The 13,624-nt window shown below is 71.5% G+C and carries 13 protein-coding genes; 5 read left to right on the forward strand and 8 right to left on the reverse strand.

From position 1 onward, the window contains the following. The 4 genes from ACWEJ6_RS37095 to ACWEJ6_RS37110 form a co-directional block, all read right to left on the reverse strand. Window positions 1-894 (reverse strand): cation transporter (locus tag ACWEJ6_RS37095; RefSeq protein WP_452429878.1); only part of this gene is annotated, 894 nt, incomplete at its 3' end. Window positions 895-922: 28 nt separating this feature from the next. Further along, window positions 923-1,909, reverse strand: a complete 987-nt coding sequence (locus tag ACWEJ6_RS37100) for a hypothetical protein (protein WP_452429880.1) — start codon at window positions 1,907-1,909, stop codon at window positions 923-925. Then, window positions 1,906-2,118 (reverse strand): heavy-metal-associated domain-containing protein, encoded by a 213-nt coding sequence (locus ACWEJ6_RS37105; protein WP_358301136.1) that lies wholly within the window; start codon window positions 2,116-2,118, stop codon window positions 1,906-1,908. The genes ACWEJ6_RS37100 and ACWEJ6_RS37105 overlap by 4 nt, the downstream gene beginning before the upstream one ends. A gap of 22 nt (window positions 2,119-2,140) precedes the next feature. Then, window positions 2,141-2,422 carry a metal-sensitive transcriptional regulator gene (locus tag ACWEJ6_RS37110; RefSeq protein ID WP_352356023.1) on the reverse strand — a complete coding sequence of 94 codons (282 nt, stop codon included), beginning with the start codon at window positions 2,420-2,422 and terminating at the stop codon, window positions 2,141-2,143. Window positions 2,423-2,537: 115 nt separating this feature from the next. Between ACWEJ6_RS37110 and ACWEJ6_RS37115 the strand changes: the two genes are divergently transcribed. Next, entirely contained in the window at window positions 2,538-3,119 is a 582-nt protein-coding gene (locus tag ACWEJ6_RS37115) for an HD domain-containing protein (RefSeq protein ID WP_452429883.1), read from the forward strand. Between the two features lie 24 nt (window positions 3,120-3,143). Here ACWEJ6_RS37115 and ACWEJ6_RS37120 read toward each other — a convergent pair whose 3' ends face one another. Genes ACWEJ6_RS37120 through ACWEJ6_RS37135 form a run of 4 tightly spaced genes read right to left on the reverse strand, consistent with a single transcriptional unit; the run spans window position 3,144 to window position 7,239 of the window. Beyond that, window positions 3,144-3,905: an SDR family NAD(P)-dependent oxidoreductase gene (locus ACWEJ6_RS37120; protein ID WP_452429885.1), complete on the reverse strand. Its 762-nt coding sequence runs from the start codon at window positions 3,903-3,905 to the stop codon at window positions 3,144-3,146. Next, on the reverse strand, window positions 3,902-4,744 hold the full coding sequence (locus ACWEJ6_RS37125; RefSeq protein ID WP_452429887.1) for an amidohydrolase family protein: 843 nt from the start codon (window positions 4,742-4,744) through the stop codon (window positions 3,902-3,904). The genes ACWEJ6_RS37120 and ACWEJ6_RS37125 overlap by 4 nt, the downstream gene beginning before the upstream one ends. Beyond that, window positions 4,734-5,915: a mandelate racemase/muconate lactonizing enzyme family protein gene (locus ACWEJ6_RS37130; RefSeq protein WP_387678536.1), complete on the reverse strand. Its 1,182-nt coding sequence runs from the start codon at window positions 5,913-5,915 to the stop codon at window positions 4,734-4,736. Before ACWEJ6_RS37130 ends, ACWEJ6_RS37125 begins: the two co-directional genes overlap by 11 nt. Then, a complete protein-coding gene (locus ACWEJ6_RS37135) occupies window positions 5,902-7,239 on the reverse strand; it encodes an aspartate aminotransferase family protein (RefSeq protein ID WP_452429890.1) in 1,338 nt (445 codons plus the stop codon). The genes ACWEJ6_RS37130 and ACWEJ6_RS37135 overlap by 14 nt, the downstream gene beginning before the upstream one ends. Before the next feature lie 161 nt (window positions 7,240-7,400). Between ACWEJ6_RS37135 and ACWEJ6_RS37140 the strand changes: the two genes are divergently transcribed. From ACWEJ6_RS37140 to ACWEJ6_RS37155, 4 genes are all read left to right on the forward strand, one after another. Beyond that, window positions 7,401-8,198, forward strand: a complete 798-nt coding sequence (locus ACWEJ6_RS37140; RefSeq protein ID WP_352356035.1) for an IclR family transcriptional regulator — start codon at window positions 7,401-7,403, stop codon at window positions 8,196-8,198. 175 nt (window positions 8,199-8,373) lie between these two features. After that, a complete protein-coding gene (locus ACWEJ6_RS37145) occupies window positions 8,374-10,323 on the forward strand; it encodes a hypothetical protein (protein WP_452429892.1) in 1,950 nt (649 codons plus the stop codon). Between the two features lie 12 nt (window positions 10,324-10,335). After that, window positions 10,336-12,402 carry a hypothetical protein gene (locus ACWEJ6_RS37150; protein ID WP_452429894.1) on the forward strand — a complete coding sequence of 689 codons (2,067 nt, stop codon included), beginning with the start codon at window positions 10,336-10,338 and terminating at the stop codon, window positions 12,400-12,402. Next, the gene (locus ACWEJ6_RS37155) at window positions 12,403-13,623 is read left to right on the forward strand and encodes a Gfo/Idh/MocA family protein (protein ID WP_387678523.1); all 1,221 of its coding nucleotides are present in this window, start codon (window positions 12,403-12,405) and stop codon (window positions 13,621-13,623) included. The last annotated feature ends 1 nt before the right edge of the window (window position 13,624 follow it).

The raw sequence follows: 13,624 nt of genomic DNA on the forward strand, positions 1-13,624 counted from the left end.
TACTGGATCTTCCGCAACAGCCAGCCGGGCAGGACCAACCGCGGCTTCCGCTACGCGCAGACCGTCTCGGTTCTCGCCGGGCCGCACGACGAACCGGTCGCCCACGGCCAGCCGGTCGCTGGGGATGCGGGTCTCGACGCCGTCGCGCAGCACGGCGACGTCCTTGGCGCCCAGTTCGAGCAGGGCGCGCAGGGCGGCGCCGGCCCGGCGCTTGGAGCGCGCCTCGAAGTAGCGGCCGGCCAGGATGAACGCGGTCACCCCCGCCGCGGCCTCCAGGTAGATGTTGCCCGACCCGTCGGTGCGCTCGATCGTGAACGCGAAGGGGTGGGTCATGCCCGGGGTGCCGGCCGTGCCGAAGAACAGCGCCCACAGCGACCAGCCGAGCGCGGCGATGGTGCCGACCGAGATCAGCGTGTCCATCGTGGCGGCGCCGTGGCGCAGGTTCGTCCAGGCGGCCTTGTGGAACGGCCAGCCGGCGTAGACGACGACCGGCGCGGTGAGCACCAGCGACATCCACTGCCAGTTGGTGAACTGCAACGGCGGGATCATCGCCATCGCGATCACCGGCACCGCCAGCACCACCGAGGTGATCAACCGACTGCGCAGTGGCCGCAGCTCGTCCTCCGGCTCCCGCTCGCCCGGCTCGCCCTCGGAGCGGGGCGGCGCGGGCAGCGCGGCGGTGTAGCCGGCCGCCTCCACCTGGGCGATCAGCTGCTGCGGATCGACGCCTTCGGGGAAGGTGACCTTCGCCTTCTCGGTGGCGTAGTTGACCGTGGCGGTCACGCCGTCCATCTTGTTGAGCTTGCGCTCGATGCGGTTGGCGCACGAGGCGCAGGTCATGCCGCCGATCGAGAGTTCGACCGCGTTCTGCCGGTCATCGGTGACAGAGGTCATCACCGTTCCCCTTTCCCAGTGGCATTTCTTAGTGGCTGTGGTTGCCGTGCCCGGCGGGCGTCGCCGACGCGTCGGGGGTGGCGGGGGTGGCGGGCCGCGGCCCGGCCGCGAGCGTGAAGTCGGCGGTACGGACCTCGCCCTCGTGCTGGAAGTCCAGGAACAGGCGGTAGTCGCCGCCGCTCGGCACCTCGGCGTAGAAGACGATCTCGGGGCCCGGCTGCGTCCTGCCGTCGCCCGGCTCGCCGTCGGGGTGGACGTGCAGGTAGGCCAGGTCACGGCCGCGGAGGGCGACCAGGTGGCCGAAGGCGCCGAGGTAGGGCTGCAGGTCGGTGACCGGCTTGCCGTCCTTGCTGACCTTGAGGGTGAGCTTGCTGGCCTGGCCCGGCGTCAGGTCGCCGTCGAGGGTGACCTCGTAGCCGTCGACCTTCGAGGTGCGGCCGGTCTCCGGCAGCGGCTTGGGCTGGTAGTCGCCCGCCACGGCCAGGTCGGCGCCCAGCGTCAGGGCCGCGCCGCCGGTCGGCGCGAAGTCGGCGAAGGCCCGGTAGCCGCCCGCCTCGGGGAAGGTGACCTTGACCGACCAGATGCCGTCGGCCGACATCTCCGGATGGACGTGCTGGAAGCTGCCCAGGTCGCGGGAGACCACGATGAAGTGCAGCTTCTTGTCGTGCTGGACCTGGTAGTCGGTGACCGGGCGGCCGTCGGGGCCGGTCACGGAGAAGCGGAAGTCGGCGGGCTCGCCGGGCTTGAGCGACGTGGTGAGCGGGTTGAGGGTGTAACCGTTCTCGGACACTTGGAGCCCCCCGGGGGTATCGTTCTTCTTCGTCGTCGTCGGCTGCTGGGCGGTGTGCTGGTTGTGGCCCGCGCTCTGCGCGGTCTCCGCGGTGGCCGTCATGGCGCTGTGGTCGGCGGCGGGAGCGGCCCCCACCGGGCCCACGACCTTGCCGGCGCCCAGGGCGCCGCCGAAGACGACGGCCAGCCCCAGGGCGTAGGAGCCGAGCTTGGCTGCGGTGTTCACGACTGGTTCGCCACTTCGTACCCGGCCTCCTCGACGGCGGCGACGATCTTCGCCGCGTCGATCGGGCTGTCACTCTCGACGGTCAGCAGGCCGGAGGCCAGATCGACCTCGACGCCGGTCACCCCGGCCACCTCGCCGACCTCCTCCTTGACCGAACTGACGCAGTGGCCGCAGGTCATGCCCTTGACGGTGTAGGTGGTGGTGCTCATATCGGTCTCTCCCTCAATCCGGTCAGGAACGAACAAGTCTGGCGATGGCGTCGGAGGCTTCCTTGACCTTGGCCTCGGCCTCCGGGCCGCCCTTCGCGGTGGCCTCGGCGACGCAATGGGCCAGGTGGTCCTCCAGCAACGACAGGGAGAACGACTTCAAGGCGCTGGTCGCGGCCGACACCTGGGTCAGGATGTCGATGCAGTACTTGTCGTCCTCGACCATCCGCTGCAGGCCGCGGACCTGCCCCTCGATGCGGCGCAACCGCATCCCTTGGTCCTGCTTGCCACTGCCGTGTCCAGCCATGTCAGCCCTCCCTCGGCTCGTTGCCGTTGAAGACACTATACCCCCCTATGGTATCCAGAAGGCAAGTGGCGGCCCCTGCCGACGAGATCCGGCGGCCGGATGAAAGGCTGAAGGCATGTTCCCGGAGACTCCCGCCGCCGCCGCGGCGCTGTCGGTGGCCGGTCGTCACTGCTCGCCCGCGCTGCTCAACCACTGCGTGCGCGCCTACCTGTGGGGAGCCATGTACGGCGCGGCCCACGGCATCGCCTTCGACGACGAGCTCTACTACGTCTCGGCGCTGCTCCACGACATGGGGCTGACCGAGCCCTTCGACAACCACCGGCTGCCGTTCGAGGAGGCGGGCGGGCAGCTCGCCTGGGTGTTCGGCACGGCGGCCGGCTGGCCGGCCGAGCGCGCCGAGCGGGCCGCCGAGATCATCAGGCTGCACATGCGCGCCGACGTGTCCGCCGCCGACGACCCGGAGTCCCACCTGCTGCAGGTCGCCACGAGCTGGGACGTGGTCGGGCGGCGGCCCGAGGAGTTCGCGCCGGACGCCAGGGCCGAGCTGCTCGCCCGATACCCCAGGCTGGGCTTCGGCGCCGAGTTCCTGACCTGCTTCGAGGACCAGGCCAGGCGCAAGCCGGACAGCGCCGCCGCGGCGTCGGTCCGGAACGACGTCGCGGGGCGGATCGCCGCCAACCCGCTGGACGGCGGCTGACCTGAGCCCCGGCGACGCCGCAGGTCAGGGACCGGGCCGCAACGAGTTCCGGTACGGCGGCATGAACCGCGTCCTCGGCATCTGGTCGGCCAGCACGCCGCCGTCCACGACCAGGGTGGAGCCGGTGACGTAGCGGGCCGACTCCGAGGCCAGGTACGCCACCGCGCCGGCCACGTCGTCCGGCCTGCCGTACCCGCCGCGCAGCGGGATGCGCTCCTCCCACGCCGCCTCGAAGGCCGCGCGGTCGAAGGGGAAGTCGCCGTCGATCGGGGTGGCGATCATGCCCGGCGCCACGGCGTTGACGGTGATGCCATGAGCGCCCAGCTCGGCGGCGAGCGAGCGGGTGATCAGCTCCAGGGCGCCCTTGGAGGCGTTGTAGTGGGCCAGCCCGGCTTCGGCCATGAGGCCGTTCTTGGAGGAGACGTTGACGATCCGCCCCCGCACGCCGTCGGCGATCATGTGCTCGGCCACCCGCTGCGCCAGGAAGAACGGCGCGTCGCAGTTGACCCGCATGACGGCCTGCCAGCCGGCCACGGTGATCTCGTTGAAGTGTTCGAGCCGGGCCACCCCGGCGTTGTTGACCAGGACGTGGATCGGCCCGTGGTCGCGGCGGACCGCGTCGGCCAGCCCGGCCAGGCCCTCGGTGTCGGCCAGGTCGAAGTCGTAGACGCAGCCCGCGCCCGGCCGGTCGACGGTGATCACCCGGTAGCCGTCGGCCGTCAGGCGCGCGGCGATGGCCTGGCCGAGGCCCCGGGCGGCCCCGGTGACCACGGCCAGTTCGGTCATGACAGCCCCAGCAGGTCGAGCGACAGGCGGTGGATCAGCTTCTCGATCTCCTCCTGGTCCAGGGGCGGCAGACCGGGGATGCCGGGGACCGCGCCGACCGCCCGCAGCCCCGCCACCGAGGCGTCCACCGTGGTGAAGGGGTAGTCGCTGCCGAACAGCAGCTTGCCCCACACCCCGTAGTCCTGGGCCAGGCGCAGGCTGTGCCAGAGCTGGAAGGGGCGGTAGTGCAGGGCGGAGACGTCGGCGTAGACGTGGCGGTGCTTGCGGATCACCGCGATGCACTCCCCCTCGTACGGGTGGCCCAGGTGGGCCAGGACCATGCGCAGCTCCGGATGCCTGATGGCGACCTCGTCCAGGTGCACCGGCAGCGCGTAGCGCAGGGGCGCGGCCGAGACGAACGTGGTCCCGGTGTGCACCAGCAGCGGCAGGCCGTGGCGGGCGGCGTAGGCGTACAGGTCGTCCAGCTCGGGCGCGGCCGGGTCGAAACCGGCGTACATCGGCATGAGCTTGATGCCGCGCAGCCCCAGGTCGCGGTGGCCGTGTTCGAGCTCGTCGCGCCAGCCGGGCTGGGTGGGGTCGAGCGACAGGTAGCCGATGAGCCGGTCGGGGTGCTCGCCGGCGTAGGCGGCCACGGCGGCGTCGTCCACCCACAGGCCCGACCGCCTGGCCTTGCCGCCCACCACGACGGTACGGGTGCCGGCGGGCGAGGTGGCGGCGTAGTCCGCCCAGCGCACGGTCAGGTCGACGTGACCGCCGTGCGCGCGGGCGGACTCGGCCGCGAACGGGTCGCCGACGTCGTCCGGGCAGCTGAACAGGTGGGAGTGGACGTCAACGATCACGCTTCTCCCAGCCCTCCTTGAACATGTTCCAGAACCGGTGGGACGGCGGGTGCTCGGCGAAGACCTCGTCGGCCAGCTCGACGCCGAGGCCGGGCCGCTCCGGCAGGCCGACGTGACCGTCGACCACCGGCAGCACGCCCTTCAGCGCGTCGAAGACGTACGGCTCCAGCATGCCGTCGAACGTCTCCAGGATCAGCAGGTTCGGCATGCCCAGCACGGCGTGCACGGAGGCCGTGGTGCACAGCGGGGAGTTGGAGTTGTGCGGGGCGACGAGCATGGCGTGCACGTCGGCCTGCGCGGCCAGCTTCCTGATCTCGGTGAACCCGCCGGCCATCGACAGGTCGGGCTGGATGATGTCGACCGCGCCGGTGGCGAACAGCCGGGCGTACTCGTAGCGGTTGTGGAAGTGCTCGCCGCCGGAGATGGGCATGGCGGCGCGGGCGCGCAGCTCGGCGTAGCGCTCGATGTGCGTCCACGGCAGCGGCTCCTCGAACCAGCCGAGGTCGAACGGCTCCAGCTCGCGCACGAGCCGGACGGCGGTCGGCATCGCGAACCGGGCGTGCCCCTCGACGAACAGGTCGAGGTCGGGCACGGCCTCGCGGACCGCCGCGACGATGTCGACCGAGAGCCGCAGCTCGGCCCGGGACAACTCGCCCAGCCCGGCGCCGAACGGGTCGAACTTCAGCCCGGTGTAGCCGCGGGCGGCGACCTCCTTGGCCTTGGCCGCGAACACCTGCGGGTCGCGTTCGCCGGTGTACCAGCCGTTGGCGTAGACCCGCACCCGGTCGCGGCAGGCGCCGCCGGTCAGCCGGTAGACGGGCACGCCGAGCGCCTTGCCCATGATGTCGTGGAGCGCCTGGTCGACGCCCGAGACGACGATGCCGCCGACGTCGCCGCCGCGCAGGAAGTCGCCCTGGTACATCCGCAGCCAGATCTCCTCGACGTCGAAGGGATCGGCGCCGATCAGGTGGCGCTGGGCCATGGCCTCGGTCAGCGAGCAGGTCTCCCGGCCCCGGTAGGGGTGGGTGATCTCGCCGATGCCGCTCAGCCCTTCGTCGGTGTGGATGCGCACGTAGGAGAAGTCGCGCCAGGCGGTGCCCAGCGAGAGGGTCTCGACGCGGCTGATCCGGCCGGCGGGGCCGGCCGGGCGGCTGGTGTCAACGGTGAGCATCGGCGCCGCCCATGGTGCTGACGTCGGTCAGGTCGAGCACGTCGCCGCGGGCGAGCCTGGCCGCGGTGGCGGCCGCCTCCAGCAGGTGGTCGGCGTCGGCGTCGGTGTGGGCGTAGGAGACGTGGCTGCGCTTGAGGTTCAGTGGCAGCTCGAAGACGCCGTGCTCCAGCAGCCGGCGGCGGTACCCGATGAACATGTTGGCATCATTGCGCAGCAGGTCGTCGTAGGTGCGGGCGGGTCCGGTCATGAAATATCCGACGAAGACCGAGCCGTACCCGCTGACCAGCGCCGGGATGTCCAGCGAGGCGAACACCTCGGCCAGGCCGGCCCTGATCCGCTCGCCGAGTCGGAAGACGTGCTCGTGCACCGGCTCCTCGCGCAGCTTGCGCAGCGTGGCCAGGGCGGCCGCCACGACGGCGGGGTGGCCGTTGTAGGTGCCGGCGAAGAAGGCGGGGCCGCCCGGTCGCGAGCTGAACAGCTCCATGAGATCGGCGCGGCCTCCGAGCGCGCCCACCGGGTAGCCGTTCGCGATCGCCTTGCCCATGGTGGTGAGGTCGGGGGTGATCCCGCAGATCGCCTGCCAGCCGCCCAGGTGGTGGCGGAAGCCGGTGATGACCTCGTCGAAGATCAGCACGCTGCCCGCCCTGGTGCACTCGGCGCGCAGCGTCTGCAGGAACTCCTGCTCGGGCAGCAGGCAGCCGACGTTGTGCGGCACCGGCTCCAGGATGACGGCGGCGATGTCGTCGCCGTGCTCGGCGAACGCCCGGCGTACCGCCTCGGGGTCGTTGAACGGCAGGACCAGCGTGGCCCGCAGCACCTCGGGCAGGATGCCGGTCGAGATCGGGTCGTGGGTGCCGACCTTCTCCGGCGCGGAGATCACGTTGAGGCTGACCGCGTCGTGCCAGCCGTGGTAGCAACCCTGGAACTTGACCACGAGCCGGCGGCCGGTCGCGGCCCTGGCCACGCGCAGGGCGTGGAAGGTGGCCTCGCTGCCGGTGCTGGTCAGGAGCACCTTCTCCACGCTCGGCACGAGCTCTGCCAGCGTCTCGGCGAGCTCGACCTCGCCGGCCGTGACGCCCACGCCGCACAGGTCCACCGTGCGGCCGGCCTCGGCGACGGCCGCGCCGACGTCGGGGTCGTTGTGGCCGAGCAGCGGCGGGCCGAAGGCGGCGTGGTAGTCGACGAACTCCCGTCCTTGCGAGTCGCGGAAGCGGGCGCCGGCGGCATGGGTGATCACCAGGTCGGTGAGCCCGGGAATGCTGCGCTGCCCGCTGTTCACGCCGCCGGGGATGACCTGGCGTGCGCGCTCGGCTAGGTGCTTCAAATCTCTCTCCTCCGACGCGCCTCCCGGCCCGGCCCGGCCTGGGAAGCGCTGATCGTCCGCCACAAATTCCGAACAGTGTTTGGCAATACCGAACAGACGAGGGAGATTGAAACACGAGATTGGGTGGGGGTCAACGATGAATTCCGCTAAGCTGTTCGGCTGTGACGAACACTGCTGCTGAGGAATCGCGATATTGGGTCCGCAGCGTCGCCCGCGCCGCCGAGGTGCTGGAGGTCCTGTCCCGCGTGGGGCCGGGTGGCGGCATGAGCGTGACCGAGGTCGCCGCGGCCTGCGGGCTGAGCAAGAGCGCCGCCTTCGCCACCCTCTACACGCTGCGCGGCTACAGCCTGGTCGCCGACGACGGCGAGGGCATGAACCGCCGCTACCGGCTGGGCATGGCGCTGTCCAGGCTGGGCGCCAGGGCCCAGGAGCAGCTCTCGCTGCGCGACGTGGCCCGCCCCGCGCTGGTCGCGCTCACCGAACGCACCGGGATGAACTCCAGGCTCGCGGTGCCCGAGGCCGGCCAGGCGGTCGTCGTCGACCAGGTGAGCAACGGCGAGCGCATCCAGGTCGACCTGCGGATGGGCACCAGAGAGCTGCCCCACTGCACCGGGCTGGGCAAGGCGCTGCTGGCCGAGATGGACGACGAGGAGGTCGCCAGGGTCGTCGGCCACGTCGGCCTGCCGCGCCGCACCGGCAACACGATCACCGAGCTGCCGGTGCTGCTGGCCCACCTGAAGACGGTCAGGGAACTCGGCTACGCGGTCGACGACGAGGAGGACGCCGACGGCATCTTCTGCATCGGCAGCGCGCTGCGCGACCACACCGGCGCCTGCGTCGGCGCGATCAGCATCACCTCGCTCAAGCGCGACCTGCCCGCCTGGCGCTACCAGGAGCTCGGCCGGGAGGTGAGAGAGACGGCGGCGATGATCTCCCAGCATCTCGGGCATGCCACGTGACGGCTTGACAGATGCCTCATCCACTGTCTAGCGTCCTCGCCAATCGTTTCGGGCGAAGATCCGACTCCGAGCGCCGCGGCCCCCGGCGCCGGACGTCTGGCCGCAGCACCGCCGCCTGCCCGCCTTCGCACGTCGCCCGGCCTTCCCATCACCCCGCTCCCGAAGGCCTCCCCCCATGAACCATGTAGCCGACGTCGCGCGCCTTCTCGCGCTCGACGCCTCCCGACTCGCCGACGGCACGCTGCTGCGTGTCGCGGGCTATCACCGCGCCGGTGACGGCGGTGGCAAGCTCGTCCGCTGGGACGCCGCCTCCACCGTGCCCGCCAACGGCGGCACCGTGCTCGGCTCCGCGCCCAAGGGCCGCTGGATCCAGCTGCACGACGGCTGCCTCGACTTCCGCGCCTTCGGCGTCTTCGACGACAAGACCCCCGCCGACGACGCCCTGGAGGCCATGGTCGGCGACCCCGCCGTCTCCAGGATCGAGGCCCGCACCGACCTCAACTTCGTCAAGCGCCACACCTTCCGGCGCTCCGGCCTGGTGCTCGACTTCGGCGGCCACACCATGACCACCGCCGGCATCGAGAAGAACTCCCACGACAACCCCTTCGGCGCGGTCCTGTTCTTCCAGGGCGAGCGGACCGGGACCACCATCACCGGCACGCTCACGGCCACGCTCCCCGACCTGGCCGACGTCTTCGAGGTCGACTCCCGGCAGTTCCAGGTCGGCCAGTGGTGGGCCGTGCAGGTCGACGCGCTGGCCGGCACGTACGAACGCGAGCTCCAGCGCCTGGTCCAGATCACCCAGGTCGTCGACGGCCGGCACGTCCGGGTCAACTACAAGAACGGCTGGGAGCTGGCCGCCGGCCGTACGCTGACCTGGACGCTGGTCCGGCCGGTCGAGCGCGTGCACGTGCGCGACCTGCGCTTCGAGGCGGCCCCGGGCGGCGACGAGTACACCGGCTCGCACCCGATCGCCTACGAGTACGCCGTCCACTGCGACGTCGAGGACGTGCACGCCACCGGCAGCTTCTGGCCGGTGATCATGCGACGCTGGTGCACCCACTTCCGCACCGAGCGCTGCAGCCTGAAGAACCCCCCGACCGTCATGTACGGCGGAGCCGGCTACCTGACCCAGCAGATCTACTGCCTGTACGGCCACGTGGCCGACTGCACCACCTCCAACGTCCGCCATCTCAACGACTTCACCGCCAGCGCCTACTGCACGGTCGAGAACTGCCACGGCGACGGCGACGACGAGGGCGGCAACCCCTTCACCACCCACGGCCAGTACGAGCACGACCTGGTCTTCACCGGCAACTCCGGCCTCATGGACATCGCCAACAGCGGCGCGCTCTGGGGCACCAGCGCCAAGCGCATCACCGTGCGCAAGCACCTGTGCTCGTGGTTCGTCGCCGGAACCAAGATCACCGACCTGACGCTGGAGGACGTCCGGGTGATCCCGCGCTCGACGTTCGACCCGGCGGGAACGCTCCAGGTGAACGCCGACGGCCTGCACATGCGCGGCTGCTCGGCCAAGACCGTCGCGATCGGCCAGCGGTCCAGCCGCTCCGGCCGGCCCAACGTCATCGAGGGCTGCTCCTTCGAGCTGCCGAAGGACCAGGTGCTGGTGCAGACGCCGGTGAGCAACGCGCTGCACTTCAAGGAGTGCGCCATCACCGGTCTCGACGGCGCCACCCTGCGCGGCTCCGGCCCCCTGCGCTTCACCGGCTGCGTCCTGAGCGGATCGGGCAAGGTCTCGGTGGGCTCGGCCGACGTCGTGATCAGCGGTGGCCGGCTCGACGGCGTGCGCGTCGAGCTGAGCGCCGTGCGCGACCAGCGGCTGCGCCTGGAGGGCGTCACGCTGGAGAACGCCGCGCTCGGCCGGGCCGCCGGTCCGGGCGTCCTGACCTGGGAACTGGCCGCCTGCACGGCCACCGGCACCCGCGTCGAGCCGGCCACCGGCGACAACCGCTGGCGCGCCACCGGCTCCCGGTTCACCGGCGGCCGGCTCGACCTGACCGCCACCACCGTCCTGGTGCACACCGGCTGCACCGAGGAGGGCGTCGAGCGCGCCTTCCCGCCCGCCGGCCCCCGCGTCCTCATCGCCGACACCCTCGCACTGTAAGGAACCACCCCCATGGAACGTCGTGACATCCTGCGCGTCACCGGTTTAGCGGCTGTCGGCACCGTCCTGATGGCCAAGCCCGCGCTCGCCGAGCCGGACAAGAAGCCCAAGGACGAGGTGCAGGCGGTCGCCACCGTGGCCGAACTGCTCGCCTTCGAGGCCGCCAAACTGACGGACGGCACGCTGGCGCAGGTCGCGGGCTATCTCAAGCCGGGCGACGGCGGCGGCAAGCTCGTCCGCTGGGACGCCGCCTCCACCGCGCCCGCCAACGGCGGCACCGTGCTCGGCTCCGCGCCCAAGGGCCGCTGGATCCAGCTGCACGACGGCTGCCTCGACTTCCGCGCCTTCGGCGTCTTCGACGACAAGACCCCCGCCGACGACGCCCTGGAGGCCATGGTCGGCGACCCGGCCATCTCCAGGATCGAGGCCCACACCGACCTCAACTTCGTCAAGCGCCACAAGTTCCAGCGCTCGGACCTGGTGCTCGACTTCGGCGGCCACACCATGACCACCGCCGGCATCGAGAAGGCGGGCCAGGACGACCCGTTCGCGGCGGTGATGTTCTTCCGCGGCAAGGTCACCGCCACCACGGTCAGCCACAAGCTGAGCGCCCCGGTGCCCGACCTGTCGGACGTCTTCGAGGTCGCCGACTCCGCCGCCTTCAAGGTCGGGCAGTGGTGGAGCGCCGAGGTCAACGCGCTGTCCGGCCGCTGGGAGCGCGAGCTGCAGAAGCTGGTCGAGGTCACCCAGATCGTCGACGGCACGCACATCCGGGTCAACTACAAGAACGGCTGGGAGCTGGCCGCCGGCCGCACGATCACCTGGACCCTGGTCGAGCCGGTCGAGCGCGTGCACGTGCGCAACCTGCGCTTCGAGGGCGTCGCGGACGGCGACCAGTACACCGGCTCGCACCCGCTGGCCTACGAGTACGCCGTCCACTGCGACGTCGAGGGCATCCACGGCACGGGCACGTTCTGGCCGTTGATCATGCGGCGCTGGGCCACCCACTTCCGCACCGAGCGCTGCACGCTGAAGAACCCCGCCAGCGTGACCTGGGGCGGGGCGGGCTACCTGACCCAGCAGATCTACTGCCTGTACGGCCACGTCCGCGACTGCCACACGGCCAACGCCCGGCACCTGAACGACTTCACCGCCAGCGCCTACTGCTACGTGGAGAACTGCCACGGCGACGGCGACGACCAGGGCCCGTTCGTCACCCACGGCCAGTACGAGCACGACCTGACCTACACCGGCAACTCCGGCCTGATGACCTTCGCCAACTCCGGCGCGGCCTGGGGCTCGGCGGCCAAGCGCATCACGGTGCGCAAGCACGTCTGCTCGTGGTTCGTGGCCCGGGTGAAGGTCACCGACCTGACGCTGGAGGACCTCCAGGTCATCGGCAAGCCGTCGCTGGAGGGCTCGGGCATGATCTGGGTCAACGCCGACGGCGTGCAGATGCGCGGCTGCTCGGCCAGCCACACGCTCATCGTCTCCCAGCAGTCGAAGTTGTCGCGGCGGCCCAACATCATCGAGGGCTGCGTCTTCAACGTCCCGGCCAAGAGCGAGATCGTCCAGGCGAACGTGACCGCGCCGCTGCACGTCAGCCGCACCACGTTCCACGGCCTGAACGGCAACGCCTTCAACGGCGCGGACCTGCGCCTGTCCGGCTCGACGCTGAACGGCGCCGAGGGCGCGGCCCCGCTGGTCCTGGCCGGTTCGGTGGCGCTGACCGGCTGCACGGTGAAGAACGTGGGCCTGGCCGCCGCCGGCAAGGCCGACCAGCGCATCCGCCTCGACGGCGGCACCGAGCTGGCCGAGGCCGGGCTGTCGCGGGTGGAGGCCGCCGGGCTGGTCTCCTGGCAGCTGGCCGGGGTCCGCAGCCAGAACGCCGGAGCCCACGTCCAGCTCGACGCCGGCCGGAACCGCTACGCGGCGACCGGCTGCCAGTTCGGCGGCGGCCGTCTGTCGATCAAGGCCTTCGAGGTGGTCCAGCACACGGGCAACGTCGAGGAGGGCGTCGCCAGGGAGCTGCCGGCCGACGGCCCGAAGGTCCTCACATCAGGAAATCTGGTGATTTAGGTGCGAAAAATAACGCTGGCGGTCGCGGGAGCGGGCAACCGGGGGCAGACCTACGCCTCCTGGATCGCCGCGCACCCCGATCGCGCGGAGCTGGTCGCCGTGGCCGACCCCGACCCCGCCCGCCGGGCCAAGCTGGCCGGCCCAGGCGTGCGCGAGTTCGGCGACTGGCGCGACCTGCTGCGCGAGCGGGTGGCCGACGCCGTCGTCCTGGCCACCCAGGACCGCCTGCACGTCGAGCCCGCCATCGCCCTGGCACGGGCGGGCTACGCGCTGCTCGTCGAGAAGCCCATGGCGCCGACCGAGGAGGAGTGCCGCGAGATCGTCTCGGCCGTCGGCGAGACCGGCGTGCTGCTCGCCGTCTGCCACGTGCTGCGCTACACGCCCTACACCGCGCTGGTGAAGGAGACCGTGGACAGCGGCGTGCTCGGCGAGGTCATGAGCGTCGAGCACCTGGAGCCGGTCGGCTGGTGGCACCAGGCGCACTCCTACGTGCGCGGCCCCTGGCGCAGCGAGCGCCTGGCCAGCCCGATGCTGCTGGCCAAGTCCTCCCACGACCTCGACTGGCTGACCTACGTCACCGGGCTCAGGATCGAGCAGGTCGCCAGCTTCGGCTCGCTCGGCCACTTCAGGCCCGAGCGGCGCCCGGAGCAGGCCGCCGACCGCTGCCTCGACTGCGTCCTGGAGCCCCGGTGCCCGTACTCGGCGCCCCGGCTGTACCTGGACCGCGGCTACGACTGGCCGACCAGCGTCCTCGGCGAGAACGAGGAGCAGGTCATGGACGCCCTGCGCACCGGCCCGTACGGCAGGTGCGTCTACGCCTGCGACAACGACGTGGTCGACCACCAGGTGCTCGCCATGCAGCTGACCGGCGGCGCGACCGCGACCTTCACCATGACCGCCTTCACCGAGCAGACCCACCGCCAGACCAGGATCTTCGGCACCCACGGGCGGCTGATCGGCGACGGCGAGTCGGTCGAGGTCCTCGACTTCCGCGACGGCCGCAGCAGCCGCCGCAGCGTCGCCGAGACCGGCTCGAACGCCGGCGACGGCCACGGCGGCGGCGACGACGGCGTGATGGACGCCTTCGTCACCGCGCTGGCCACCGGCGACCCCGCACACGTGCGCTCGGGCCCCACCGAGTCGCTCCACAGCCACCTCGCGGTCTTCGCCGCCGAGAAGGCCCGGCACAGCGGCACGGTCGTCACCGTGCCCGCATTCTAGG

It is taken from the genome of Nonomuraea sp. NPDC004702, from assembly GCF_053601695.1.